22 protein-coding genes are annotated in these 26,406 nt (G+C 53.2%); 5 read left to right on the top strand and 17 right to left on the bottom strand.

All coding sequences use genetic code 11. The features are described from left to right. Positions 1-173: 173 nt before the first annotated feature. From BBD41_RS26215 to BBD41_RS26200, 4 genes are all read right to left on the bottom strand, one after another. Positions 174-2,501: a helix-turn-helix domain-containing protein gene (locus BBD41_RS26215; protein WP_237086926.1), complete on the bottom strand. Its 2,328-nt coding sequence runs from the start codon at positions 2,499-2,501 to the stop codon at positions 174-176. Between the two features lie 129 nt (positions 2,502-2,630). Continuing rightward, positions 2,631-3,647, bottom strand: coding sequence for a zinc-binding alcohol dehydrogenase family protein (locus tag BBD41_RS26210; RefSeq protein ID WP_099479507.1), 1,017 nt, complete (start codon positions 3,645-3,647; stop codon positions 2,631-2,633). A gap of 14 nt (positions 3,648-3,661) precedes the next feature. Next, the gene (locus tag BBD41_RS26205; protein ID WP_099479505.1) at positions 3,662-4,606 is read right to left on the bottom strand and encodes an aldo/keto reductase; all 945 of its coding nucleotides are present in this window, start codon (positions 4,604-4,606) and stop codon (positions 3,662-3,664) included. Positions 4,607-4,715: 109 nt separating this feature from the next. Then, a complete protein-coding gene (locus tag BBD41_RS26200; RefSeq protein ID WP_099479503.1) occupies positions 4,716-5,546 on the bottom strand; it encodes an amidohydrolase family protein in 831 nt (276 codons plus the stop codon). A gap of 139 nt (positions 5,547-5,685) precedes the next feature. Here BBD41_RS26200 and BBD41_RS26195 point away from each other — a divergent pair, with 139 nt between their 5' ends. Further along, a complete protein-coding gene (locus tag BBD41_RS26195; RefSeq protein ID WP_077566895.1) occupies positions 5,686-6,561 on the top strand; it encodes an AraC family transcriptional regulator in 876 nt (291 codons plus the stop codon). Positions 6,562-6,813: 252 nt separating this feature from the next. Next, a complete protein-coding gene (locus BBD41_RS26190) occupies positions 6,814-7,341 on the top strand; it encodes a hypothetical protein (protein ID WP_077566896.1) in 528 nt (175 codons plus the stop codon). Positions 7,342-7,764: 423 nt separating this feature from the next. On the opposite strand, the gene BBD41_RS26185 is transcribed toward BBD41_RS26190, so the two are convergent. The 11 genes from BBD41_RS26185 to BBD41_RS26135 form a co-directional block, all read right to left on the bottom strand. Next, positions 7,765-8,718 (bottom strand): ROK family protein, encoded by a 954-nt coding sequence (locus BBD41_RS26185; RefSeq protein ID WP_077566897.1) that lies wholly within the window; start codon positions 8,716-8,718, stop codon positions 7,765-7,767. 36 nt (positions 8,719-8,754) lie between these two features. Next, positions 8,755-9,441 carry a copper homeostasis protein CutC gene (locus tag BBD41_RS26180; RefSeq protein WP_077566898.1) on the bottom strand — a complete coding sequence of 229 codons (687 nt, stop codon included), beginning with the start codon at positions 9,439-9,441 and terminating at the stop codon, positions 8,755-8,757. Between the two features lie 5 nt (positions 9,442-9,446). Then, on the bottom strand, positions 9,447-10,925 hold the full coding sequence (locus BBD41_RS26175; RefSeq protein ID WP_077566899.1) for a M17 family metallopeptidase: 1,479 nt from the start codon (positions 10,923-10,925) through the stop codon (positions 9,447-9,449). A 55-nt stretch (positions 10,926-10,980) separates the two neighbouring features. Next, on the bottom strand, positions 10,981-11,970 hold the full coding sequence (locus BBD41_RS26170; protein WP_077566900.1) for an ABC transporter ATP-binding protein: 990 nt from the start codon (positions 11,968-11,970) through the stop codon (positions 10,981-10,983). Beyond that, on the bottom strand, positions 11,967-12,971 hold the full coding sequence (locus tag BBD41_RS26165) for an ABC transporter ATP-binding protein (RefSeq protein WP_028407239.1): 1,005 nt from the start codon (positions 12,969-12,971) through the stop codon (positions 11,967-11,969). Before BBD41_RS26165 ends, BBD41_RS26170 begins: the two co-directional genes overlap by 4 nt. A 12-nt stretch (positions 12,972-12,983) precedes the next feature. Next, complete coding sequence (locus BBD41_RS26160; RefSeq protein WP_077566901.1) at positions 12,984-13,898, bottom strand: ABC transporter permease; 915 nt, start codon at positions 13,896-13,898, stop codon at positions 12,984-12,986. 12 nt (positions 13,899-13,910) lie between these two features. Then, complete coding sequence (locus tag BBD41_RS26155; protein WP_007128494.1) at positions 13,911-14,837, bottom strand: ABC transporter permease subunit; 927 nt, start codon at positions 14,835-14,837, stop codon at positions 13,911-13,913. 113 nt (positions 14,838-14,950) lie between these two features. Then, positions 14,951-16,543, bottom strand: coding sequence for a glutathione ABC transporter substrate-binding protein (locus BBD41_RS26150; RefSeq protein ID WP_099479501.1), 1,593 nt, complete (start codon positions 16,541-16,543; stop codon positions 14,951-14,953). A gap of 117 nt (positions 16,544-16,660) precedes the next feature. Then, a complete protein-coding gene (locus BBD41_RS26145; RefSeq protein WP_077566903.1) occupies positions 16,661-17,665 on the bottom strand; it encodes an asparaginase in 1,005 nt (334 codons plus the stop codon). 27 nt (positions 17,666-17,692) lie between these two features. Next, positions 17,693-18,850: an ROK family transcriptional regulator gene (locus BBD41_RS26140; RefSeq protein ID WP_099479499.1), complete on the bottom strand. Its 1,158-nt coding sequence runs from the start codon at positions 18,848-18,850 to the stop codon at positions 17,693-17,695. 1,378 nt (positions 18,851-20,228) lie between these two features. Further along, positions 20,229-20,465, bottom strand: a complete 237-nt coding sequence (locus tag BBD41_RS26135) for a ferredoxin family protein (RefSeq protein WP_007128499.1) — start codon at positions 20,463-20,465, stop codon at positions 20,229-20,231. Between the two features lie 283 nt (positions 20,466-20,748). On the opposite strand from BBD41_RS26135, the gene BBD41_RS26130 reads away from it, so the two are divergent. Further along, positions 20,749-21,396, top strand: coding sequence for a helix-turn-helix transcriptional regulator (locus BBD41_RS26130; protein ID WP_077566905.1), 648 nt, complete (start codon positions 20,749-20,751; stop codon positions 21,394-21,396). A 162-nt stretch (positions 21,397-21,558) separates the two neighbouring features. Here the strand turns inward: BBD41_RS26130 and BBD41_RS26125 are convergent, their stop codons facing one another. Together BBD41_RS26125 and BBD41_RS26120 are read right to left on the bottom strand one after the other, a co-directional pair. Further along, positions 21,559-22,659, bottom strand: a complete 1,101-nt coding sequence (locus BBD41_RS26125; protein WP_099479497.1) for a PQQ-dependent sugar dehydrogenase — start codon at positions 22,657-22,659, stop codon at positions 21,559-21,561. An 18-nt stretch (positions 22,660-22,677) separates the two neighbouring features. Continuing rightward, the gene (locus tag BBD41_RS26120) at positions 22,678-24,189 is read right to left on the bottom strand and encodes a UDP-N-acetylmuramoyl-L-alanyl-D-glutamate--2,6-diaminopimelate ligase (RefSeq protein ID WP_099479496.1); all 1,512 of its coding nucleotides are present in this window, start codon (positions 24,187-24,189) and stop codon (positions 22,678-22,680) included. A gap of 239 nt (positions 24,190-24,428) precedes the next feature. Here BBD41_RS26120 and BBD41_RS26115 point away from each other — a divergent pair, with 239 nt between their 5' ends. Continuing rightward, positions 24,429-25,283, top strand: coding sequence for an SDR family oxidoreductase (locus tag BBD41_RS26115; protein WP_206098266.1), 855 nt, complete (start codon positions 24,429-24,431; stop codon positions 25,281-25,283). A gap of 210 nt (positions 25,284-25,493) precedes the next feature. After that, entirely contained in the window at positions 25,494-26,294 is an 801-nt protein-coding gene (locus BBD41_RS26110; RefSeq protein ID WP_099479494.1) for an N-acetylmuramoyl-L-alanine amidase, read from the top strand. Positions 26,295-26,406 lie beyond the last annotated feature (112 nt).

Below are 26,406 nucleotides of genomic sequence, written 5' to 3'. Positions count from 1 at the left end.
CGCGGTCACTTACGGGAAGGCTCTTTATGGTACAAAAAAGCTGCTCCATCTCAACACAGAATTTTCTGCGGATGGAACAGCTTTATTGATTTCTTTTTTGTAGCTGTTTTTTCATAAAATGAACCACATACAAGGTGTGCCTTCATCTTCGAGTAGGTCTGCTCATTCTCAAGCTAACCTTCTTCACGGTGAAGCTGCTCCCGGTACTGGCCGGGAGTTACCCCGAACGTCCGGCGGAACGTACGAATGAAGGCGCTGATATTGGTATAGCTCACTTTCTGACCGATTTCCGAAACCTTCAGCTCGGTCGTAGCCAGCAGATTTTTGGCTATATTCATTCGATACTCGCTTAAGTATTCACTGAAGGAGACACCCATCTCTTTCTTAAATACACGACTGATATAAGCCGGATTAAAATTCATGATCGCTGCGCAGTACTCAAGTGAAATGTCTCTGTCATACTGCTCCTGCACAATCTCAATGATTCGGCGGGTGATGTTCACGAATTGCTTATCCGCCATATCCCCCAAAATTTCGATAACAGGCTTAAACAATCTGGCGTCGAACCAGCTTGCAATTTCGGTTCGGGTCTGCAGCCTGAACAGACGCTTCAGCTCCTCTTCGCCATTCCATAATTGCTGCATCGACAGTCCCTGCTCCTGGGCTATGCTGACGGTCCTGGAGGCAAGCTGCAGCAGCAATAATTGATGCTCTTGATAGAGCCCGCCATTGCACAGCAGCTCATCCAAGTAACGCTGAAACAGCTGCTCGACCTTCCCGAGCTGGCGCTCTTCCAGGGCAAGCATCATCTGATCCTCAATCTGCCTTAATTTATTGTATACCGTCTTCTCTGCGCTGCCCTGATCCTCAATATCGGCATAGCGCACGATGATATTCGACCCGAGCACAAATCGCAATTTAAGTGCCGCGCTGCTTTCTTTATAGGCACGCTTCACATCGGACAACCGCTGAAACGGGTGGCTGATGCCGATGCTGCATTCGAGCCCGAGATATTCTTGAACCTTGGCTTTGATGTGCTGAGCGGTCTCATAGAACAAAGCCTGCCCGGCTTCGGCATCCTTTTCTTTACAGGTCAGCAGCGTCACCTGGGAATGATTCAGCACGATCGGACTGAAGCGGGCCTCTTCGGGCAAGGTTTCCGAGACGATATTGTTTACCGCAAACAGAAGAAGCTCCCGGTCCTGTTCCTGAAACCGCGACTGCTGCAGGTTATCCAGCTCAAGCTGCAGCACCCCGAGGCTCCCCCAGCCCGTGGGAAACCCGTAGCGTTCGGAAGCATACTTGTCATCGGCTCCGGACATTTGCTCAGTGAACAGCTTGAGGACATAGAACTCCCGCAGATGGACCGTTTGGGATTTCATCTGTTTGTCCAGTTCGTTTCTGGATACGGCAAGGGAGGTCAGACTATCCCGGATGAACTCAAACTCGTCCTTGCGGTTGCCATCGGCCTGCTGCGGCTGAACGTTCGTCGCAAACTCATGGAGTCTGCGGATTGGTGAATACATTCTCCGGCTGCCAAACAAGGAAGCGATCAGCACGGTCACAATGATCCCGAAACAGGCGGCGGCTGTAATCAGCGCAATGTTCCCCGTCTGGTCCGTTACTTTATCCAGGGATACCACGGACACATAGGTCCATCCGTTATATTCCGACTTGGCATACAGCACGCTCACCTTTTTGCCTTCGCTCTCTGCGTGGAATGCGCCTTGGAGCTGGCCGGACTGTGCAATCCTTGTCGAGACCTCTCCGTTGATCGAGCGGTAAGCCACCCGATCCTGAACCGGCGACAGGAATGCCTCTCCCTGCTCGTTCAGGATATACTGGGCTGCCCGCAAATTGTCCGGCTCCAGCATGCTCCGGATATCTTTGGCAGTGATTTGCAGGATCAGAATACCTGACGGGGACGCGTTCTTCGACAGCAGCGGTATTTTATGCACCAGCCGAAGAGTTGTTGCCGTTTGTTCCGCGCTGTTCCAATGATCCGTCTCCACCGGATTCGCGGTTTGCGAGATTTCCCCCGATCCCGCTGCCCAGAATATGCTTTCATTGGTATCCAGATACCGCTCGAACTCGGCCTTGTTCAAGCCCTCCAGCGGCTTGAGGGAATTTAAATCCACGACCCATTCATGCTTCAGATTAACGACGTACACCTGGTTTAATATGGTCTGCGTCTGCAGATTAAACATTTCCTTCATCAGTTCCCGGACCTTAATAAAGTCCTGTCCGCTTAACTTGCTGTCCATCACAGACTTGAGCAGCGCGGAGTTCTCAAACTGCAGGGCGGTTCGTTGCATGGAATCGAGCACCTGCTCCACCCTCATCCGGGTCTGGTTCAACAGATGCATATTCCCCTCGTTCACCTTCTCCTCCACGTCTTTGGCGGCAATGAAATAAGAGAAGAATCCGATAAGAATCGTCGGAAAGGATCCCAATAGCAAACTATATATGAGTATTTTGGATTTAAATGTTCCCAATATCATTTGCTCCTTTGTTATGATAACGCTTACAACCAGTATCCTAAGATCATAACATAGAAGCACATGATTTCTATCATGATCGATGCTCATTTGCCAATATTTTTAATATTTTTTGTCCGTGCACTCGATCGTTCAGAGCTCCACGACCGCTTTGATTACCTTGGAGGACGGGTCCAGCCAATGTTTAAATTCGCCGATCATTTCATCAAATCCGCATCGATGCGTGACATACCGCTCCAATTCAAGACCACTTTCCGTTATCGTATTTATAACATGATTGAAGTCGGCTTTGGTCGCATTACGGCTGCCCATCAAGGTCAATTCCCGTTTATGGAAATCGGAATCCTCGAAGGAAATGTCTCCGTTGATTAACCCGACGTACACCAGGGTTCCACCGTGCCCAACCAACTTGAAGGCATGGGTCATGGATCGCTGATTTCCAGTTGCATCAAAAACAATGGCGGGAAGCTCTCCACCCGTTAACGCCGCAAGTTCATTTGACGATTCTTGCCCGGCCCGGATTATATGGTCAGCCTTGGCCCACGACTTGCTGAAGGCTAATCGCTCAGCGTTCATGTCCATTGCGATAACGGTTGCTCCCTTCTCCTTAGCAAACACCATGACGCCAAGTCCGATAGGACCGGCACCGATCACCAAAACCGTATCCCCGCGGGTGATATTCGCCCTTTGAACACTATGGGCCCCTATCGCTAACGGTTCTACCAGGGCCGCCTGATCCATTGATAATCCGTCTGCTCGAACCAAATGGGTGATCGGAACCGAAATGCGCTCCCGCATGCCTCCGTCTGTATGCACGCCGATGACATTCATCGATCTGCAGCAATTGGTTTTGCCTCTGAGACAAGCCATGCATTGTCCACAGTGCATGTAAGGAATGACACAGACGATGTCGCCTGCCTTCAACCCCACTTCATTGTCCCCGATCTGTTCAATCATCCCGGATAGCTCATGACCGAGAATTCGCGGGTAGGTAAAGAACGGCTGATTGCCGTTAAAGGCATGAAGATCCGTACCGCAAATCCCGATTCGTTTAATGCTGATGATAGCCTCGCCATCAAGCAATTGCGGCTCCGGCAAATCCTCGCGGAATTGAAACTCTCCAATCCGACTGCACACAATTCCCTTCATTATGCCCGCCCCCTTTATGGTCTGATCCCTTCATTGTATTCCGGGCGTCCGCTTATCCAAGTCCGACCTTGAATCGGCTCCAGGATCCTTAAAACCTCGGCCGCCAACCTTTGATCCAGAGGTTCTTCGGTCCATTCGGCATTGCGCACGATGTTATCCGGGTTGGCCGTACTGACCAGTGTCGTGGGAATCTGCTCATGCGAGGTCGAGAACTGCACGGCTAGCTTGGCAATATCGATTCCTTCTTTCGCGCAATATTCAGCCGCTTGTCTGCACGCTTCCTTGATTTCCGCCGAAGCCGGATGCCATGACGGCGCTCCTCGATGGCTAAGCAGCCCCATCGACAATGGAGACGCGTTCATGAGACCGATTCCTTCTTGATAAAGCAATGGCAGCAAACGTGTCAGCGTCTGATCATTTAAAGAATAGTGGCAATACGAGATGATTGCATCCACTTTCGTCTGAGGCAGCAGCTTTTCAAACAGCTGTAACGGCAGGCCGCATATTCCGCTAAAGCGGATTTTTCCTTGCTCTTTTAAATGCTGGAGTGCAGGGATACCTTCCTCCAAAATGATCCGTGCGGGCACGAACTCAATATCATGCAGGAAGAGAAAATCCACATAGTCGGTATTCAACCGTTTCAAGCTCTCATCTGCACTGGCAATGATCCGCTTGAATGTAAAATCAAAATCCTGCTCGCCGTAACGGCCGGCTTTGGTGGAGAGATAAAATTTGTCCCGGGGGATCTGCCCGATGGCTTGGCCAAGTACCGCTTCAGCCTTCGTCAGTCCATAATAAGGGGAAACATCAATCAAATTAATCCCTGCATCAATGGCTGCATGAACGGTACGGATTCCTTCGCTGTCGTCCGTTTCCCGAAAGACGGAGCCCAGCGAGGATGCGCCGAAGCTTAATACGGAAACCTCCAGTCCGGTACGACCCAGCTTGCGGTACTTCATAGTATTAACCCACCTTTTTATTGAGATTACGCTTTATAGCAATGAGGATTACTAGCATCCTAGCGAAAAGGAGTAAAGGAATTTCCTCACCCCGTCGTTGTTCGGATATTCAGAGCTTGTAGAACTCTACGGCATTCAGCCCGAACAATCGTGCCCGCTCCTGCTCTCCCCATGTGTTGGGCAGCGCCCCTTCTAACACGTGCACGACTTGGCTATATTCAGCGGACAGCAGACATACCGGCCAGTCGCTTCCGAACATGACCCGCTCGGAACCGAACAGGGCAATGGCTTTATGTACATAATCTGTGAAGTCCTCCTGGTTCCACCGCCGATGCTCGGCCTCGGTGACCATGCCGGACAGCTTGCAGTATATTCCCGGAAAACGTGCGATTTCCTTCATGAAGCTCTCCCAGGGTTCCATCTCCCCGCTTCTTATCGGTGGTTTGCCCAGATGGTCCACCACGCCTCGCATGTTCGGGACTTGCTGAATGAGCTTCAGTAAGTGCTCCAACTGATGGCTTCGAACAAGAAGATCGATCGGAACCTCTTCCTGGATATACATATTCAAGGCTTCGATAAACGCCGGCTCCAGAATGGCACTGGAATCAGGCATATCCTGAATCATAATCCGAAAGCCGATAAACTTTGGATGCTTTGAGAATCGTTCATAATGGCGGCGATGCTCCGGATCAAAGAGATCAATCCACCCTACCACGCCGAGAATGGAAGGATCACGATCGGCCAGGGATAAAAGATAATCCGTTTCTTCTAGGGTCGGGGCCGCCTGAACCGCAATCGTGCCGTCAAGCTGATGTGCATCCAGATACGGTTTTAAATCGGATGGCAGGAAGTCCCGATAAAGCACGGGAAGCTCAGGTGTGATCCATCCGTAATCCCCCCGTTCGATCCGCCAATAATGCTGGTGGGCATCCACTTTCATGTACTTCCCCCGCCTTTCTGTATCGCTTTTCTTATCCCCATTGTATGTTCAAAATCCGTGTATAAAAATAGCGTATTCTTGCAGATTCATAACGTATTTTGATATTGTGAACGTATCAGAGTGAAGGAGGAGGATCATCATGACTCCCATGCGCAAAGCCTTTAACGGAGACCCCTTGTTTCCTATGGAGCTGGTTTATCGGACGCAGAAAAGCCCCCGCATGGAGCTGCCCCACCATCTGCACGATCTTTACGAATTGGTATACATACATCAGGGGAAAGGCACTTTTTTTATTGAAAACAAATTAGTGGAGAAAAAAGAAGGCGACCTGTTTATCATTCCCGGGAACACGATCCACAGCTCTTTCCCTGACCCGGACGATCCGATTATTTCAAGCGCGTTATTCTTTGCGCCATCGCTCGTCCAAGGTGATCCTATCAGCGATTTACAATACGCTGCCCTTCATTGCTTCGAAGTTTCCCGGAAATCGGGAGCTTATCGTTATGAACTTTCAGGTACCGATCGAACGTATATCGAGGACATACTGAAAGCAATGTCGGACGAGTTTGGGCAGACCCGGTTAGGATCCCGGGAGGCGCTTGTGCTTCAGCTGCGCTCTATCCTGCTGTATATCAATCGTTATATCAGCGTCTCATCTGCAGAGAAGCCGGCCCCTGCGGGGCTTGGACCAACTTGGTTGATCGAATCCATTCAATGGATTCACGAGCATCTGGATCAACCCATCGGACTAGCCGCACTGTCGGCTCATGCGTCGGTAGATCCGGCCCATTACTCCAGAATGTTCAAGAAGTACACCGGCCTTACGGTTACCGATTATATCAATGCGAAACGGATCGCGCATGCCAAAGAGCTTATGCTCACGAACGAGATGCCCATAGGCCGCATCGCGGAAATTTGCGGGTACGACACCCTGACGCATTTTCACCGAAAATTCAAAAGCTTGACGGGAATGACGCCTGGTGCTTACAGGAGGCAGGCGCTGTCAACCAGCTAGGGTTATCGGGAGATAGCCTTGGACATAGGATCTCCCGACATGGGGACTGAGCCGATGCTTAGGCTCCGCGAATCCCATCTAATGATAAATTTTATTGCTAAAAATCATGAACGTGTAAGCAACCTTTTCCATTTGGAAGCGTCTATTCCTATATATAGGAACTTTGCGTTCGCAGGAGCTTGCTCCACGCATCCTCACATCCATATGTTAATCTTTACGAACGTATCTAAATCGAGAGGTGATTGAGTACATATGAGTCAAATTACTATGGCGGAAGCTTTGGCTGTCCGGGCAGCCATGAATCGACTGATCAATCAATTGATGCAGGAGCGATTGAACAACAGCAGCACCATTATTGAAAAAGGGGAGACCGCCGAGGTGCCTGCGCGCAGCGTCGATGTCATCACGGAAGAAATCGATGCCGTCTCCGCCGATTTCAGAAAGCTGGACCTGTTAATGGCGATTTCAAATACCACCGAGACGATCCCGTGGAACGGCACCAACATAACCGTCATGGAAGCGATCGAGCTGGCCAAGCAAATGCGCAATGAAATCGGACAGCTCGCGCATCTCGGCTCCCGCAAGAAGCTGGAGCGCCAGACCAGCCGGGGTCTTGAGGGCGGCGCCGTAACGCTGTTCAATGTGGCGTTATATGATCCGGAAGCCTACCATGCAGCCGCCCGCAAGAAGGAACGCGAGGTAACGAAGCTCTCCTCCCTGATCGAGCATGCGAACCATCATTCGAAGATTCCCTTCGACGCTGCGAAGTACATGGAATAACGGAAGCCGCCGGCTTCAAGCCTACAACGTTATGCCGCGTGCAGGTTTGGAGCCGGCGGTTACCGCCGGCTGGCGGGAAAGTGCGGGCAGCCGCTTGTTGTTTGTCGGATACAAACAAATGAATAAGTAAACCTACAATCGACTCCAACTGTGAAAACGGATGACGGTTGACGGATTACGCTCTTCACTCGGTTACGATTGACGGACTTTCGACCGCAAATATGATTCGCCCCGTTTCCCGCCGCCACCTAACACTCTAACCATCGGAATCGCCTCAACCTATGACCGCCGATGAAGCCTATATCTAATCTGCAACGAACAAAAAGCCTCCGGCCCGCTTGAAACGGGTTGGAGGCTTCTGTATGCCCGGGAGCCACATCGGCAAATTTATTTCAATCATCACATGCCTGTGATGGTTCCATTTTATTGAAACAGGGCGGCCGCTCCGACGAGACCGACATCATCCCGCAGACCGGCGGGAACGATCTCATAGGTTCCTAGATAAGCCGGCATAACCAGCTTGTCCGTCATTTCGCGGAGCGCCGGGAACAGCAGCTCACCGGCCCTGCTGACTCCCCCTCCGATGACGATCCGGTCCGGATTAAAGCTGTGAATGACGTTGACCAGACCAAGAGCCATATAGTAGACCGCGCGATCGATAACCTCGATCGCGACGGAATCGCCCAGCCGCTTCGCCTCAAATACATGCCGTGCATTGACGCTGCCGTCGGCAGCCGCCAGCTCGGCGATCACACTCGTCCGCTCCTGAATCTTCAGGGCGGCTTCCTGGCCGATCGCCGTTCCGGAAGCAAACACCTCCCAGCAGCCGCGGCTTCCGCAGTTGCACTGCGGTCCACTCGGGTCGATGATGTGGTGCCCCAGCTCGCCCGCATAGGAGTTGCTTCCAAGGAACAGCTTGCCGTCCAGCACGATGCCCGAGCCGATTCCCGTGCTGAAGGTGACGTACACCATATTCGTGGAGCCTGCGCCGGCCCCGCGTACATATTCCCCCCACGCAGCGGCATTGGCATCGTTCAATACCTGGACTTCGGTATTCAGCTCCCGCTCCATCCATGCTTTCAAGGGGACATTCGTCCATTCCGGCAAGTTTGTGCCGTAAATGACGATGCCCTCCCTGCTGTTCACCGCTCCCGGCGAAGCCATCCCGACACCCCGCAGCGGGTGGCCGCCCGAAACGCTGCGAATCATCGCCGTAATTCTCCCGACGACCTCCTCAGCCGTTCGGGCGCCTGCCGTTTCCACTTGCTCGCGGTTCAGCAGCCGACCTTCGGAATCAAAGAGCGCAGCCGCGATCTTCGTACCCCCAAGATCAACGCCAACTACAAATTCTTGTTGTTTATTAAGAATGGTTTGCAATTTGTGTTCACCTGTTTTCCGATATGTTTGCTACATCTATTGATGAATGCTGTCTGCCAGCGACCGAAGCTCAACCGGATCAATCGGCTTCAGTCCGGACCGGCCGTAGCGGACCGCCGAGCCGAAATGCACTTCCGGTACACCGGTCTGATCGATGAAGTCCCGGATGATCTCCCACGTTAATCCATTGCCGGCCAAGATCTTAAGATGACTTCCGCGCGCCTCTTCGACCAGCCGGCGAATTTGCGGAATGGCTTGCGGTGCCGGCTGGGGTCCGCCCGATGTCAGCACACGGGTAACCGCCGGATACTTCATTAACGTGCGCAGACCTTCGAACTGATCATCCAACTCGTCAAAGGCGCGGTGATACGTCACCTGCATGTCCCCGGTCCACGCCAGGAGAGCACCCAGCGTTTCTTCGTCAATCTTCCCGTCGGGAGTCAGCGCGCCAAGGACGACCCCGGCAGCTCCGGCGCTGCGAATCGCCTGAATCTCGGCGATCATGGTGGCTACGTCGGTCTCGCTGTACACGAAGGAACGGCTGTGAGGCCGGACCATCACATGGACCGGAATGTTTACGGCCTTGATGACCTGCTGGACAAGTCCTATTCCCGGCGTCAGTCCGCCTTCCGTGATTGCCGTGATCAGCTCCAGCCGGTCTGCGCCGTTATTTTCAGCTGTGATGGCGTCATCCACGGTCGTGGCTATAACCTCTAGGAGCATCGGGCTCACTCCTTCCCGGAAGCCGGTTTCTTATGAAACTGCTTCTCTACATAATCCGCCAGCAGTCTGGCGCCGTAGCCGGTTGCTCCCGCAGCCGCATGCGGAAACTCCCGCTTGTACTGAACCGTTCCCGCCATGTCGATGTGAACCCACTTCATCGATGCCGGAACAAAATGCCGGATAAACAGGGCGGCCGTAATTGCACCGGCCAAGGTCGATGTGCCGACATTGCGTAAATCCGCGTAGTCGCTCCGCAGCTCGGACTCGTATTCGTCCACAAGCGGCATCGGCCACAGCCGTTCGCCGTTGCGTTCACCGATTTCGACCAGCTCGCGGGTCATCGCTTCATCGCCCCAGATTCCTGCCAGCTCAAGCCCTAGCGCAGCGCCGACATTGCCTGTCAGCGTCGCGATGTCGATCACTTGATCCGCCTGAAGGGTCGCCGCATGAAGCAGCGCATCCGCGATGATCAGTCTGCCTTCGCCGTCCGTATTCGCGATCTGGACGCTGATGCCGTTCGGATAATGGATGACGGAGGACGGCAGCATCGCATGCTGGTCCGGGAGATTATCGGCAACCGCGATAAGAGCTGTTACCTTCACCGGAGCTTTTCGGGAGATCAGAATCTCCATAGCGCCGGCTACCGCAGCCGCGCCGCCCATATCCATGCGCGCATCGCTTATATCCCTGCCGGTCTTGACGTTCATGCCGCCCATGTCAAAGGTAATGCCCTTGCCGATTAGCACGACATGAGAACCCTTCTGTCCGGCCGGGACGCCATCATACGTAATTTCAACCAGGGATGGCCCGAAACGGCTGCCCTTCCCGACCGCAAGCAGTCCATTCATTTGGCGCTCATGGAGCTCCTGGCCGCGGTAAACATGAAGCTTGGCCTCCGTGTCCTTGAAGCGTGCTTCCAATACAGCAGCGAACGCTTCCGGATTCAGAGTCTCCGGCGACTCGTTGACCAAGTCTCTGGCAAGCCTTGTTCCCCGTTCGCGGACCGCGGCGATGGACAGCAGGGAATCCAGCTCCTCGCGCGGGATTCCTTCCCAATCCTTCGACCGGATATGAAGCTTGATCGAGGCTTCCGTTGCTGTCACGCCCCGATGCTTGTTGAACTGATACAATCCGTATAACCAGCCTTCCATCCAGGCCTGGAATTCCTCTGCCTCAGTCAGCTTGGTTTTCTCCGAACCCGCATCAAGCGGTTTGCGGATGAGAACAGCGCTTGTTTTATGTTCCTTCAGCAGCGCCCGGGCAACTGAGGCCGCTGCTTTACGCACCTTCTCTGCGGTTAGCTGCTCCCTTGAACCCATGCCCGCGATTAAGTAATCCGCTTCATCCCGGGAACGCGCATACAGCCATGTTAAGCTTCCGCTTCGTTTTCGGGAATCAGGGAGGCGAAACGGCGGCTCGTCTCCCTCATATATCGCATAGACCCGGCTTTCGGCTGCATGCGATTCGTCAAATATGATATTCATCGGCGTATTTCCCTCCTCTGGCTCTATTTCAACCCAGCGATTCGATTTGATCCGGTCAGGCTTGCTTCATGATCTCCTCATCATACAAATGGCAGGCCACCTGATGGCCCGGTTCCACTTCGCGGAAGACCGGCGCCTTCTGCTTGCACACCTCCATGCAGGCCGGGCAGCGGGTATGGAAACGGCATCCCGTCGGCGGATTAACCGGGCTTGGCAGATCCCCCTTCAGAATAATCCGTTCTTTCTTCAGCTTAGGATCCGGTACCGGCACGGAGGACAGCAGCGCTTGGGTATAAGGATGCAGCGGACGGTCATAGAGCGTATCCTTATCGGCTGATTCGACCAGCGTTCCCAAATACATAACCCCGATCCGATCGCTGATATGCTCGACGACGCTCAGATCGTGAGAGATGAACAGATACGTAAGGCCGTATTCTTCCTGCAAATCCTGGAGCAAATTCAGCACCTGCGACTGAATCGATACGTCGAGCGCCGAAACGGGCTCATCCGCCACGATCAGGCTCGGCCGTACCGAAAGCGCACGGGCGATGCCGATCCGCTGGCGCTGCCCGCCGCTGAACTCATGGGCGTAGCGCTCGGCATGAAAGCTGTTCAGACCCACCGTTTCAAGCAGCTCTCCGGCCAGCTTGTCACGTTCCTTGGCGCTTAGCTTCGTATGAATGAGCAGCGGCTCGGCTACCAGCTCCTTCACCTTCATTCGCGGATTCAAGGAGGCGTAAGGATCCTGAAACACCATCTGCATATCTTTTCGCAGCGGACGCATCTGGTTCTCGTTGAAACGGCTGATATCGGTTCCATTGAAAATAACCTCGCCGTCGTTTGGCGTTAACAGGCGCGTAACAAGCCGGCCGGTGGTCGACTTGCCGCAGCCGCTCTCTCCGACGAGGCTGAAGGTTTCGCCCTTCCGAATCGCGAAGGAGATTCCGTCCACGGCGCGAAGCTGCTTGGAGCTGCCGAAGAAGCCTTTTTTGACCGTAAATGATTTCTGCAGATTCCGTACTTCTAATAGCGGCGAATCTTTCATGCGGTTTCTCCCCCTTTCGCATGCCCATCCTGCGTCAGCCAGCACCGGCTCTTGCGATCCGCTTCGTTCGCGACCGGGAGCAGCTGCGGCTCCTGCGACAAACAGCGCTCCATCACATAAGGACACCGGGGAGCAAATTTGCAGCCCGGAGGCATGTTGCGCAGATCGGGAACGTTGCCCGGAATGGATTCCAGCCGACGGACCTTCTGTCTAAGCTTCGGCACCGAGGCGATAAGTCCCTTGGTATACGGATGCTGCGGATTCTCGAACAGCTCGGTCACGCTCGCTTCTTCCACGACCCGGCCCGCATACATGACGACCACCCGGTCGCACATCTCCGCCACAACGCCGAGGTCATGCGTAATAAGCAGCATGCCCATGTTTTGTTCCTTCTTCAGGCGGTTCATCAGTTCGAGAATTTGCGCCTGGATCGTCACGTCAAGCGCCGTCGTCGGCTCGTCCGCGATCAAGAGCTTCGGGTTGCAGGCCATCGCCATCGCGATCATGACCCGCTGCCGCATGCCCCCGGACAATTGATGCGGATAATCGTCGACCACTTCATCGGCCCTTGGGATCCCGACGAGCTTCAGCGATTCGATCGCATGCTCGCGCGCTTTCTTCCGGCCGTATCCAAGATGGAGCATGATCGACTCCTCAAGCTGCTTACCGATTCGGAGCACCGGGTTGAGTGAGGTCATCGGCTCCTGGAAGATCATTGCAAGCTCATTGCCGCGGTAGCGGCGCATGTCTTTTTCCGGCAGCTGCACGAGGTCCTTGCCCTCAAACAAGACCGATCCGCCGGCGATTCGGCCGGGCGTATCCTTGAGCAGTCTCATGATAGACAGGGAGGTCACGCTTTTTCCACAGCCGGATTCGCCCACGAGCCCAAGCACTTCGCCTTTGTTGATATGAAAGTCCACGCCCGCCACGGCGAGCACCGAGGAACCGTCCCGCTTGAATTCGGTTTTGAGTCCTTTGACTTCTAGCAATGTTTGCGTCACGTTCAATCCCCCCTATTCGTTCTTCGACTTCGGATCCAGCGCATCGTTAAGTCCATCGCCGATCAGGTTGAACGCGAGAACCGTCAAGAAGATGAGCAGACCCGGAAAATATACGATGTGCGGTGCGATGCTTAAATAATCGCGTCCCATACTGAGCATCGCGCCCCAGTCCGGCTCCGTCGGCTTGGCGCCAAGCCCGAGGAAGCTGAGGGAGGACGCCGCGAGAATGGCTCCGCCGATCTTCATCGATACGTTGACGATGATGCTCGGAACCGTTTCAGGGAAGATATGCTTCCAGATGATCCGGTTGTTTTTAGCGCCCATGGATCGTGCCGCTTCGACGTACAGCGATTCTTTCGCAGACAGCGTCACGCTTCGGATAATTCTGGCGAAGGAAGGCGTGCCGAATACCGCTACCGCAATGACGACATTGGACAAGCCCGGACCGAGAATCGCCACGATGCCGATTGCAAGAAGCAGATCCGGGAAGGAGAACATGACGTCGCTTCCGCGCATGATCAGGCGGTCAATCCAGCCGCCGTAATAACCGCTGATAAGCCCCAGAATCGTACCGGCAATCGCCGAAATAAATACGGCGCTCAGACTGACCGACATCGTCAGCCGGGTTCCGTCGATCAGACGGCTGAGAATATCCCGTCCGTATTCATCGGTCCCTGCCCAGTGCGCAGCCGAAGGGCCTTGCATCATTGCATCGTAGTTCGGCTCATTCGGAGGATATGGAACAATATGCGGGCCGATGACGGCCAGCACCAGCAATATCAAGATGAAAACGCCGGATACGACGGCAAGCTTTTGCTTCATAAACTTGGATATAAACGTGCTGAACTTCCCTTTAACCGGGCTGTTCACCACAGCCTCCCCCGGCACGGAGGATGAATGGACCGTTACTGAAGAATTGTCGCTCATGAGCTCCCCCTCCTATTTCGATGCATACCGGATTTTTGGATTCAGTACACCGTATAATAAATCGACAATCAGGTTAATCAGGATAAATTCGGTCGCAAACATCAGGAGCAGCGCCTGAATGACCGTATAATCCCGGAACGCGATCGAATCGACCAGCAGCCGGCCCATCCCCGGAATACTGAATACGGTCTCGACCATGACCGAGCCCCCGAGCAAAAAGCCGAATTGAAGCCCGGCTACCGTAACGACCTGGATCAAGGAATTGCGCAGCGCGTGTCTTCCGACAACGACGAATTCCCGCAGTCCTTTCGCCCGTCCGGTCCGGACATAATCCTCACGCATCGATTCAAGCATCGATGTGCGCGAGTATCGTGCGAGCATGGACATAATCCCCGCACCGAGCGTGAACGAAGGAAGAATATACGATTGCCAGCTGTCAACGCCGCCGGTAGGGAACCAGCCCAGCTCGACGGAGAAGATTTGAATCAGAACGAGACCCAGCCAGAAGCCCGGCAGGGATATTCCCGAAATGGCAGTGAGCATCCCGAGGTAATCCGGCCATTTGCCGCGATTGACGGCGGACACGATCCCGATCAAGAGTCCGATGACCAGCGCCCAGCCAAGACTCGTAAACGTTAGCACGATCGTCGGAAAAAACCGGCTTTCCAGCATATCCACGACCGGCAGCCCGGAGGTAATGGAAACACCCAGGTCACCCTTCAACAGATCACCCATATAGTTAACATATTGCTGCCACAGCGGCAGATTTAGTCCCAGCTGCTCCCGTATCCCGTTGATCTCCTCAAGGGTGGCTTCCTTACCTGCGACAAGCCGTGCCGGGTCTCCGGGAATCAGGTGAATAAACATGAACACAAGTATCGACACAATGAATAACAGAGGGATGACACCCAGCAGCCTCTGAATTGCATATCTTCCCAAAGGATAAGCCTCCTTTCAACATGCCAGCCTTAAAAATAAATGGGCCGCTTCCTTATCATCAAAAGAGGCGGCCCACCCTAGTTCAACATTTCAGCAAACCCGTGCTGCCAGAATTACTTCACTTCGGCATTCAATACATTGATCGAGCCGTCAGGGAATACTTTCACGCCGTCCAGATAAGCGCGTTTACCCGTAATGACTTGGTCGACGCCCAGGAACACCCATGGAGCGTCTTCCCAGATTTGCTTCTGGATTTTGGCATAGATTTCTTTAGCTTCGTCCGGATTAACCGATGCGTTTGCATCCTTGATCCATTGATCGACATTATCATTTTTGTAATATGCGGTGTTGGAGCCTGCAGGCGGGAAGAACTCGCTGCTGAACAGACCTTTCGTCGCACCGTCCGCATCGCCGGAAGACGGAGACCAGCTGACGTACCACATTTGGATTTTCGCATTTTCCGGCGTAGCCGAGTTGATTTGATCGGACAAGGTCGCGCCTTCCATTGATTTCACCTCAACCTTAATGCCGACAAGCGCAAGCTGCTGTTGAATAAACTGCATGCCCTTCATCGTCTCGGAATCGTTCTCGCCCCAAATCTCGGCTTCGAATCCGTCCGGATATCCGGCTTCGGCGAGCAGCGCCTTTGCCTTCTCCGGATCATAGTCATAACCGGATTGCTCCGAATAGTACTGGGTCATGGAGGACATGGAAGACTTCAGCTTAGAACCCAGACCGGATTTAACAACCTTGATGTAGGCGTCCTTATCGATCGCATAGTTGATCGCTTGACGAACCTTCAGATCGTCATACGGCTTCTTCATCGTGTTCAGCGTAATATAGCGAACGATCGTCGAATCGATCTTATCGACCACAATGTTGGAATCCCCTTCGACCTCGGATACTTGCTCCGTCGGCATCGGGTAGATGAAGTCCGCTTCGCCGGTCTTCAGCATGGCAATACGGGAACCGTTCTCCGGTACAGGCTTGAACGTGATGCTGTCCACCTTCGGAAGCCCTTCCTGCCAGTATTCTTCATTCTTCACGACAACCAAACGGTCGCCTTGAACCCATTCCTTGAACTTGTATGCACCTGTTCCCACCGCATTCTTCGTTACATCCACGCCGTCTTGAAGCGCTTTAGGGCTGATCATGAGCGCCATGGCGGTTTTGTTCAAAAATGCGCTGTACGGCTGGCTAAGCGTAATGACAACCGTGTTCTCATCCGGTGTTTGCACGTCGGATACCGTTGAGAAGCTGCGGCGCATTCTAAGATTGTTCTTTTCGTCCAGGATGCGGTCCAGGTTAGCTTTTACAGCTTCGGCATTGAAGTCGGTGCCGTCATGGAATTTCACGTTTTTACGAAGATTAAACGTATAAGTCAGACCGTCTTCGCTGACTTTATAATCTTCAGCCAAGACCGGAACGAGTTCCATCTTTTCATTGAAACCCATCAAGCCTTCGTACATCGTGCGCGCACCGGAGATCGAGTGCGTATCGCCGGCATTATGCGGATCCAGCGTGAGGAAATTCGCGTTGATCGCAATGGTGACATCCTTGTTGTTTTTCGTCACCGGTTTGCTTTCCCCGCCGGCATTAGTCGCCCCTTCGCTGCCTCCGCCGCCGTTTCCGCCGCAAGCTGATGCTACGATTGTAAATGCAAGCAACAGCATGAGCAGTGACCATGTTCTACTCTTGAATCTCATTGTTTACTCCCCCTTTGATGTAGTTAAGAATCTATAGATTCACTCGGCATGCCTTCGAATGGATCGAGGAGCACCCGAATTCTTCACCCTTTATTTGCTGCATTCAAATACGCACCTTTATTTGTTCCATTCAAATACGGCGCGGCGCTCACCTACAAGCGTTCCACCGTCGTTGAAAATTTCGTTCGGCACAAGCTCGTACAGCCGGTCGATCGTGGCTTGGTTGCTATAACCCAGCCGCTCCAGAATGGTCGCGATGATGCATGGCCATACCTGCTCGGAACCGTCGGATACCTTAAGGGAAATCGCCAACCGTTCCTTCCGCAGCCCGATGCCGTATACTCCTTTAGCACCGCCCTTGGCCGTCAGGTTGTCATCCTTCAAGAGAGCAGAGCATACGAATTTCGTGTCTGCGATGATATCGGGGTATTCGTTCATCACCTTCGCGATTCTTGCTGCAGCTTCTGCCGTCTCCGGATCCCGGATCAAGTCCGGACAAGCGAGCTTCAAGAATGAATAGGCGATCCGGTCCAGCGGAATCGCGAAGATCGGCAGGCCGCAGCCGTCAATCCCTTGCGGGATGGAGGATACCGGAACTTCCGCGATATCGGCGAGCGTTTCAAGGATTTCCTTTTGCAGCGGATGCTCGGGTTGGTAATACGTCGCTTCATCCCAGCCCATATGCTTGCACAATGCAATCATTCCGCTATGCTTGCCGGAGCAGTTGTGGAAAATCCGGCGCTTCGCCTCATGGTTCTGATGGCGCTCGGCCTTCGCATCCTCGTTCAAGGGGTATGTAGCGCAGCAATGGAGCGCGTCCTCCTGGATGCCAATTTTGCGCATGAGCGATTCAAGGGCATCAATGTGGAAGCTCTCTCCCCGGTGGGAAGCCGCAAACAGAGCCGTCTCCTCGCCGGTCAGTCCGTATACTTCGTCAATGCGGCGCTTCATGGCCGGCAGTGCTTGAAAAGGCTTTGCAGCAGAGCGCAAAAACGTCATATGATGGGGATCGCCTGCCGCATAGAGCACCTTCCCGCTTTCATCGACGACGCTCACCGCGCCGTAATGGACATTTTCCAGCACATTGCCGCGGTATTCCTCAACCAATGGAACAAAACTCATGATTATTTCCCCCGATTTCCTGATGAATTAATTCAATTGAAAATAACGATCCTGCGCCACCATACCCGAGCCGATCATGACGCCTTCCTCATGCAGCTTCGAACGGACGATGGAAAAACTGCCCTGAAGCGGCTCCCACACATACCTCGAGCAAAGGTTCACGATCTCTTCATGCACCTCCGGGAACTTGTCCAGGATTTCGCCGCTCAGGATGACGCTGTCCGGGTTGTACATGCTGACCACGTTATTGACCGTGATGGCCATATACGCAAGGGCGCGATCGATTAAGTAGCAGGCCCAGTGAGTACCCGCACGCCGCTCGGCAAACAGCTCCTCGATCGTGCGGACCGGCTTGATTTTACTCGCTTCGGATAATAGGGACGGGATGTTAATATACGTCTGCAAACAGCCGGCCTTACCGCAATCGCACATCATGCCCTCCGGGTCCACCGTCGTATGTCCGATTTCCCCCGCACTGTTCGTCACCCCGCGATAGATTTCGCCTTCAAGAATCAAGGCAGAGCCGACGCCATTACCAAAGCCGAGGAGAACCGTCCGATTCGAACCATAGGCGGAGCCCTTCAACTGTTCGGCTAGGGCCTTTACCTTCAGCTCATTGTCCACGACAGCCTGAAACCCGGTCACGTCCTGAAGCAGGTCGGCGAGGCGGATATTCTTCCAGCCCAGCTGTACGGAGAATTTAACAATCCCCTCCTGGACCTCGATGATGCCGGGAAGCCCGACGCCGATGCCCACGATGCGCTTGCGGTCGATGCCGCCTGTCGAAATCAGCTCTTCGATCGTGCTTCCGATGCGCGCTACGGTCGTGCTCGCCTCCTCGTTCGGCGGTCTGCTGAAACTCTCGCTGCACAGAACGTTTCCTTGGATATCGATGAATCCGATATTCGCCCGATCACGGTCCAGCTCCACGCCAATCGAAATTACCGCGGTATCCAGCAGTCGGATGAGCGAGGATTTTCTTCCGCGCCCGGCGGAAACCTGCTCCTCCGTTTCATGCACATATCCCTCATCCGTCAGTTCGGCTACAATCCGGCTGACGGTCGTCGGGCTCATGCCTGTTTGCTTCGCAATGGCTGCTCTTGAAATCGGCTGTTCATTCTTGATGATCTGGAACACCGTAAGTCTGTTCTGCCGCTTCATAAAATCCTGGTCATGCTTTTTCATGAAGACATCCCCTATTTAATTTCATCAATAGATTAATTAGCGCATTCTCCCAACTTAAAAGGTGGTCAATCATCAAATATCTGTGTTAAATATCATTTTTTTCATTTTTATTCTCCAGTGATGATATTAATAATAAAATGGCATTTGTGAAAGTGTCAATATATATGACACATTTAATTTCCCTTAAAATTTTATTACCAATGTAAGCATTTCAATTTTACCCTAAAAAAACACAGCTCTCCTGCACGGATACACTTGGCTTTTACAGGCGTACAACGTAACATGTACCTGACATCATTATTTTCAAAATACGCAAGCTCAACCGTCAAAGTCATAAAATTAATCCACCGGAGAAATGAATTCCGAGAACAGAGCCGGAAGCTAGTGTCTGCTACTTGATCTCCTGCGCCTGGGCGTTGGTTTATATGTGTTAAGGTGTGAGGAGGCTGTAGCGTCCAATTGCTATTGTTATTGAGGAAGCGTTGGGGGATGTTTTGGGATTATTGGGATTTTCATGTGACAAAAACAGGTTGTGGTTATGGATTGGTGTTTTCCTAATTTCATTATTTGTATTAACACAAGGCTTTATATTGAACGAGTTGGGAACGATAGCTCAAATAACAGCCTCTTTGCTAAGGAGGTTTTCTCGTGGTCACATATCAACAATCTCAATTTAGCAGAGCCAATCAAAAAAGTCGCGGAAGATGCTTTTCTGTATATTTTGGCTTTATGCAGCTCTCCAAAAAAACTGCAAACGCCAAGCGCCAAGCCCCACGGGTCAGGGCGAGCCCTACCCCCAGCGAAGGCTTGAGGATAGCCGATCCTTTGGGAGTCCGTTTCTATCACTTAATATTCCAATCCAGAAACAGACGAACAACAGAGCGGATAGCCTCAACAAACCGGAGCGCCGACAAGAGAGCGGGTATCTCCGAACCTGAGCGCAAAAAATGGCCACCCATTCAAGGGTGGCCTGTCTCGCACTTGCCTTTGGTTTGCTCGCCCTACCGAAGGTCTGGGCAAGATCCCACAACCCCCAGCGAAGGTTTGAGGATAGCCGATCCTTTGGAAGTCCGTTTCTACTGCTTACTATTCCATTCCGGAAACGGACGAACAACAGAGCGGATAGCCTCTAACCGGAGCGCCGACAAGAGAGCGGGTACCTCCAAGCCTGAGCGCAAAAAATGGCCACCCATTCAAGGGTGGCCTGTCTCGCACTTGCCTTTGGTTTGCTCGCCCTACCGAAGGTCAGGGCGAGATCCCACAACCCCCAGCGGAGGTTTGAGGATAGCCGATCCTTTGGAAGTCCGTTTCTACTGCTTACTATTCCATTCCGGAAACGGACGAACAACAGAGCGGATAGCCTCAAACCGGAGCGAAACTACTTGCTCCTATAATACTCAACCGCTTTATCAAAGTAATGCTTCTGATCCTCGGGCAAATCCTCGAAATAATAGATCGCCGCTACAGGGCAGGCAGCCTCGCAGGCACCGCAGGAAATGCAGATATCCGTATCGATATAAAATTGGTCGTCGCCTTCCTCGATACAGTCGACGGGGCACACATCGACGCATTCTCCCGCTTTCTCTTCAATACAAGCCGATCCAATGACATACATCGGTTATTCCACCTTCCCATGTGTGATCGCTTTCATCCATGATTCGTCCGGTCGAAATCTACAGCAAAATATTGAATCTACGATTTCCATACATTGTATACTAAAATATATCATAATTATGTAGGGAGCATTGCCGATTGTCAATCGGCCGTCCCCGGCGGATGGCGAAAATCCAGGCCAATCGGTTGACTTCTATCCATCAAAGACATAAGATGAGACATATTGCTTTCATCTAATCATACTGCTGTGGAAGCTACTCATCGAGAATCAAGGCGGTGATATTATGGAACAGGAAGTCGCTTACAGCACACGCGAATATATCATGCAATTGTTAAAAATAAACGGCGAGATGAGCACTAAATCCATTACCGAGGCGCTCGGGATTACCGGAATGGCCGTTCGGCGCCATCTGGAGAGCCTAAAGAATGAAGGATATATTACATTTCGAACGGTGAAGCAGCCCATGGGCAGACCCGTTTCCCTATACAGCCTTACCGAATCTGCGGAGGATTTCTTCCCTAGAAACTATCATTCCCTTGCCTTGGATCTGCTCCAGGAGCTGCAGGATGAGGCAGGAGACGAGATGATCTCCCTGCTGTTCGATAAGCGGAAAGAGACGCTGCGAAGCAAGTATTCGCCCACCGTTGCCGCAGACGCATTAGAAGCACGGGTTGCGGCGCTGGCGCAAATCCAGAATGACAACGGGTATATGGTCGATTATAAAAAGGTCGCCGAAGAAGAGTTCATTCTCGAGGAATTAAACTGCCCGATCTCTCAAGTCGCGAGCCGCTATCAGCATGCCTGCCGCTGCGAGCTGGATTTGTTCCGCTCACTGCTCGGGGCAGATGTGGAGCGTACGGAATGCCTGGCCAAAGGCGGCAAAAAATGCGTGTATCACATACGCAACAAGCAGCATAAAGCGCAAATGTAATATCCATTCTTGCCGCGCGGCGGCCCTTCCATACAGGAGGGGTCGTTCTTTTTTAAATCGCCTTAATCGCGAACCCTCTCATTCAACAAAGCCCTTTAGCCCAAGGCTCGTACACCATTCTGCTTTATTCTATTCCGGAAATAGCCGATTATGAATCAACCTCTATATTTCCAATACTAGCAGCCGGTCATCCCGCTCGCCAGGCACGCCCCGTCCATCCGTATTATTGGTAATCACATAGATTCGGCCGTTCTGCACCTTGACATCCCGGAGCCTTCCCTCGCCCTCCAGCACAGCCTCAAGCTCGTCCTTGTCCGGTTCGTACCGGTACAGCTTGCTGCCTCGTAAAGTAGCGACATACAGCACATCCTCCTCATCAAAGGCCACGCCCGACGGCGCCAACGCCGTTTCGCCCGTATGGTATACCGGCTGCTCCATGCCGCTCTCCTTCGCGTCGCCAATCAGCGCAGGCCATCCATAATTACGGCCGGCGGCGATGTTATTAATTTCATCGTGCCCGCCGGGAGTGCCGGATGGCCCGTGCTCCGAACTGTACAGCTCCCCGTCCGAATTCCAGTCCAGCCCCTGGGCATTACGATGCCCGAACGAGTAGACATAGGAGTCCGGCATAGGATTATCCGACGGAACCGAGCCGTCCAGCGAGATTCTGAGGATTTTCCCCGCCAGATTCTCCGGATCCTGCGCCAGCTCGCCGTTACCGGCGTCTCCGGTCGTGACGTAGAGAAACCCGTCCGGACCGATCGCGATTCTTCCGCCGTTATGCACATTGGATCCGGGGATATCCTCGAGGAGAGAAGCCGTTTCCTTCCAAGATGTTGCATGCTCCTTAAGACGTACCAGCCGGTTCTTGACCGCCCCATCCTGTTCATACGTATGATAGACAAAGGCCGCCTTCGATTCCTCATAATCGGGGGCAAGGACGAAGCCCAGCAGGCCGCCCTCGCCAATGGAGGCAATCGGCTTGCTCGTGACGGCAGGCCGCCTCGATACTTGGCCGTCTCGGATTTGAACGACATTCCCTTCCCGTTCGCTAAGGAAGATAACCTCCCCGTGAAAATCGATGGCCCACGGCGTTTCCAAATCTTCGGCAAGGACCTTGTAAGGAGCGCCAGTCCTATGCTCAGCGCTTTCCCTCCGTTCTTCCCCGCCCGAAGGCGACGGAGCGTAACCTCCGGAGCATGCCGGCATCAGCAGCATGATCGCCGTAATCAAGGCATACGGTAAGAATGCATGTCGTTTCATCGCATCACTCCTCTGCTCTTACAAGTTTGGGGCGTTCGCCGTCTGAATGCCTTCGCCGGATCCGGCAAGGGAATGGAGCACGACCTCCTCATCGCTGAACAATTCGGTCGTTCCGCCAGAGACGTAACGTCGTTCATGTCCGCGCCCGGTGATGATGATACGGTCCTCATCCCCTGCCATCTTCACCGCCCGCCGGATCGCTTCTTTCCGATTCAGAACGACCTCCCAATTGACCGATTCCCGGTCATTCAGACCGTTCAGCATCTCCGCCAGGATCGTTTCCGGATCCTCTGAGAACGGATTGTCGGTCGTAAAAAACACATAGTCACTATGCGAAGCGGCGATATCAGCCATGATGGGCCTCTTCAGTCGATCACGCTCCCCTCTGCAGCCGAGAACACAGATCATTTTGCCCGAAGTAATGGTTCTTGCCGACTGCAGAGTCGCCTTCAGCCCGTCGGGATTATGGGCATAATCCACCACGACCCGAAAGCTTTGATTGGTTTGTATTTCTTGAAAACGGCCCTGAACTCCTGCAAATTGCTCAAGACTGTGCCGAATGTCCTCCAAATGAAGCCCTTCCACTAAACCGACGGCGATCGCTGCCAGCGCATTATATACATTGTACATTCCATGGACCTTCAGGGAAAACCGCCCGTCCCCCCAAGGAGAACGGACCATAAAGCTGCATCCCTCCGAAGCGTGGCGGATATCCTCGGCGCGTATATGTGCAGGCTGCTTTATGCCATAGGTTACGACCTGCGCCGATGTTCGCTTCGCATAATACGCCGATGCCTCGTCGTCGGCGTTCAGCACGGCTTTCTTCAGCATATCCCGGCTGCTGTTGCCCAATTGGGAGAAGAGAAGCTCCTTTGTGCTGCGGTAGCTGTCCATATCCAGATGATAGTCCAGATGATCATGGGACAAATTCGTAAACACAACGGTTTGAAAATCAGATCCGCGGACCCGTCCCATATCCAGACCGTGCGAGGATACTTCCAGGACGGCATATTCCCCTCCAAGCGCAGCCATGGTATGCAAGTAACGCTGGAGCTGGATCGTATCCGGCGTCGTATTTTGAGCAGGCTCCGTATGCTCGCCGATCCGCATGTACAGCGTCCCGATCATGCCTGTTTTTCGCCCGCAGTCATTCAATATCTTTTCCACCATATGGGTGGTCGTCGTCTTGCCGTTTGTTCCTGTTATGCCGATCAGCCTCAGCCTCCCGGTGGGGTTATCAAAAAAAGCATTCGCAAGAATCGGCAGTGCCCGGCGTACATCCGGGACCTTGATACAGGTTACATCCCCTGGCAGATCCGGCAGGTCTTGCTCCGCAACGACGGCAACGGCTCCATTCGCAACGGCATCGCGGGCATAGTCATGTCCATTGACACGAAATCCGGGTACGCAAATAAACAGACCGCCCGGCTTTATATTACGGGAGTCGGTATCCAGATTCGTTATCTCTCGTGAAGTGCTGCCGGTAATCGTCTTCAGAATCAGCCCGTCCGTCAAAGATTTCAGATTCATGCAAGGCTCCTCGTCTCGTGATGGTATCGTGTCATATAGGATGTAGAATTAGCGATGAGATATACTTTTAATCAACATTTCAAAATTAGATAACCTTCCGCACAGGGATCAAAACATAAATCGTAAGCGTTTCCAATCGATAAAGGGAATTTGTGAATTCGCACAGAATTGTTAGAGATGTACGAATCCATCTGCAAGAACGGTCAGATTCAAAAATTTGCAATGAAAGGAAGATGCGCATGGGACTGTTCGCAAGTGATTTGCTTAAAGACAAAGTGATTTTGATTACAGGGGGAGCCACCGGACTGGGCCGGTCAATGGGAGAGACCTTCGCGAAGCTCGGGGCCCGGCTCGCCATATGCGGACGCCGCGAAGAACGCTTAAAGCAGACTGCCGAGGAACTCAGAAGCCAAGGACTGGAGGTATGGTATAAGACCTGTGACGTAAGGGATCCTGCCCAAATCGCCGAGCTTGTGGACGCTGCCGAAGCACAATACGGGAGGATCGACATTCTCGTCAACAATGCGGCCGGCAATTTCATCAGTCCGACCGAACGCTTGTCGCCGCGAGCCGTTGATGCCGTGCTCAATATCGTCCTGCACGGTACATTCTATGCTACGCTGGAAGTCGGCAAACGCTGGATCGACCAAGGCCATTCGGGAACGATGCTGAACATTGTGACCACCTACGCATCGACCGGATCTGGTTATGTCGTTCCTTCCGCCGCCGCGAAGGCAGGCGTCCTGGCGCTGACCCGTTCACTGGCAGTAGAGTGGGCCCCCTACGGGATCCGGCAGGTTGCGGTCGCGCCGGGACCTTTTCCGACGGAAGGGGCCTGGTCCAGACTTTCCCCTACTCCCGAGCTTGAACAAAAGATGGTGGATCGGGTCCCTCTCCGCAGGGTCGGCCGTCCGGAGGAGCTCGCCGATCTGGCGGCTTATCTGATCTCGGACTATGCCGCCTATATCAACGGTGAGGTCATAACCATCGATGGCGGCGAGTGGCTGCAGGGTGCCGGACAGTTCAACGCTTTATCCAAGGTCACAAGCGATCAATGGGATAAGCTGGCCGAGCTGACGCGGAAAGGAAAGTAATCCACTTCTTTTTCTTCATCTAATGGACAGGAGCAAACACCAAATGTACCGAATCGGCGTACCCTAGTATATGATCCTTGTCCTTGCGGCGGGTTAATCGTATCGGGCTGCACAGCAACCGTCCAGCGGTCAAAGCTCCTGACCTTCCCGCTCGCCGCATCGGCTGATCGGTATCAAGGACCTCACAATCCTTAAAGGCGGTGAAACATCTTGAAGAAGGTTTGGATCGATGCCGGACACGGAGGCAAGGATCCGGGCGCCACAGCCAACGGATTGCAGGAGAAGGATATCGTGCTTGCATTGTCTCTTGCCGTAAAAAAAAGACTGGAAGCCGAATATAGCGGCGTGAAGGTGTTTCTCTCCCGAACGACTGATGTTTTTGTCGAACTGCCGGACCGGACTGCAGCAGCCAATCGGGAGAAAGCCGATATTCTCGTCTCCATACACTGCAATGCCGGCGGCGGCTCGGGTGGATTCGAAAGCTATCGCTACCCGCGAGCTTCCGCAGCTTCGACCGCATTTCACCATGTGCTTCATTCAGAGATCATGTCGGCATTGAAGCCGCTGGGAATAACGGACCGCGGGCAAAAGACCAAAAACCTCCACATGCTTCGCGAAAGTAACATGCCCGCAGTTCTCACCGAGAATCTGTTCGTCGACGTTGCAGCAGATGCTGCCCTGTTGAAACGACAGGAGGTAATGAACGCTTTGGCGGCCGGCCATACGGCCGGTATCGCCAAGGCTTTGGGACTCCAGCGAAAAGGAGGGGATCACGTGGATCATCCAGGACGCGATATTCATGTGGTAAGTCCCTGGGCCGCCGCGGCTTGGGATGAGATGACCAAGAACGGTTATTTTGACGGGAGCCGACCGGGCGCACCGATTACACGGGAGGAATGCGCCATTGTATTCAACCGATTACGCAAAGATCTCCTGTCCATGATAACGGCAAATCAGGAGCAGCTTAAGTCGCTGGAGAAGCGCCTTCAAGCCTTGGAAGAAGGAAAATAAACGATTGGACTGCAAAGAGGCTGTCCCGGGTGCATTCTCCCGGAACAGCCTCTTCTCATTTGATCTATTGCCTGCCTTGTTTGAACCATGCACCATCTGCGACCAAGGCGTC

Source organism: Paenibacillus ihbetae (assembly GCF_002741055.1).
Classification (GTDB): Bacteria; Bacillota; Bacilli; order Paenibacillales; family Paenibacillaceae; genus Paenibacillus_AQ; species Paenibacillus_AQ ihbetae.
Note: the sequence above shows the minus strand (reverse complement) of the source record. Positions and strands in the feature narration are given on the sequence as shown.

Coding starts and splice junctions, on each gene's coding strand:
- BBD41_RS26150 (WP_099479501.1), bottom strand. CDS start 16,543: ATGAGATTCAAGAGTAGAACATGGTCACTGCTCATGCTGTTGCTTGCA.
- BBD41_RS26205 (WP_099479505.1), bottom strand. CDS start 4,606: ATGAAGTACCGCAAGCTGGGTCGTACCGGACTGGAGGTTTCCGTATTA.
- BBD41_RS26180 (WP_077566898.1), bottom strand. CDS start 9,441: ATGCTCCTAGAGGTTATAGCCACGACCGTGGATGACGCCATCACAGCT.
- BBD41_RS26200 (WP_099479503.1), bottom strand. CDS start 5,546: ATGAAAGTGGATGCCCACCAGCATTATTGGCGGATCGAACGGGGGGAT.
- BBD41_RS26160 (WP_077566901.1), bottom strand. CDS start 13,898: ATGAGCGACAATTCTTCAGTAACGGTCCATTCATCCTCCGTGCCGGGG.
- BBD41_RS26170 (WP_077566900.1), bottom strand. CDS start 11,970: ATGAAAGATTCGCCGCTATTAGAAGTACGGAATCTGCAGAAATCATTT.
- BBD41_RS26215 (WP_237086926.1), bottom strand. CDS start 2,501: ATGATATTGGGAACATTTAAATCCAAAATACTCATATATAGTTTGCTA.
- BBD41_RS26130 (WP_077566905.1), top strand. CDS start 20,749: ATGGAACAGGAAGTCGCTTACAGCACACGCGAATATATCATGCAATTG.
- BBD41_RS26140 (WP_099479499.1), bottom strand. CDS start 18,850: ATGAAAAAGCATGACCAGGATTTTATGAAGCGGCAGAACAGACTTACG.
- BBD41_RS26195 (WP_077566895.1), top strand. CDS start 5,686: ATGACTCCCATGCGCAAAGCCTTTAACGGAGACCCCTTGTTTCCTATG.
- BBD41_RS26115 (WP_206098266.1), top strand. CDS start 24,429: ATGGGACTGTTCGCAAGTGATTTGCTTAAAGACAAAGTGATTTTGATT.
- BBD41_RS26145 (WP_077566903.1), bottom strand. CDS start 17,665: ATGAGTTTTGTTCCATTGGTTGAGGAATACCGCGGCAATGTGCTGGAA.
- BBD41_RS26135 (WP_007128499.1), bottom strand. CDS start 20,465: ATGTATGTCATTGGATCGGCTTGTATTGAAGAGAAAGCGGGAGAATGC.
- BBD41_RS26190 (WP_077566896.1), top strand. CDS start 6,814: ATGAGTCAAATTACTATGGCGGAAGCTTTGGCTGTCCGGGCAGCCATG.
- BBD41_RS26175 (WP_077566899.1), bottom strand. CDS start 10,925: ATGAATATCATATTTGACGAATCGCATGCAGCCGAAAGCCGGGTCTAT.
- BBD41_RS26120 (WP_099479496.1), bottom strand. CDS start 24,189: ATGAATCTGAAATCTTTGACGGACGGGCTGATTCTGAAGACGATTACC.
- BBD41_RS26210 (WP_099479507.1), bottom strand. CDS start 3,647: ATGAAGGGAATTGTGTGCAGTCGGATTGGAGAGTTTCAATTCCGCGAG.
- BBD41_RS26125 (WP_099479497.1), bottom strand. CDS start 22,659: ATGAAACGACATGCATTCTTACCGTATGCCTTGATTACGGCGATCATG.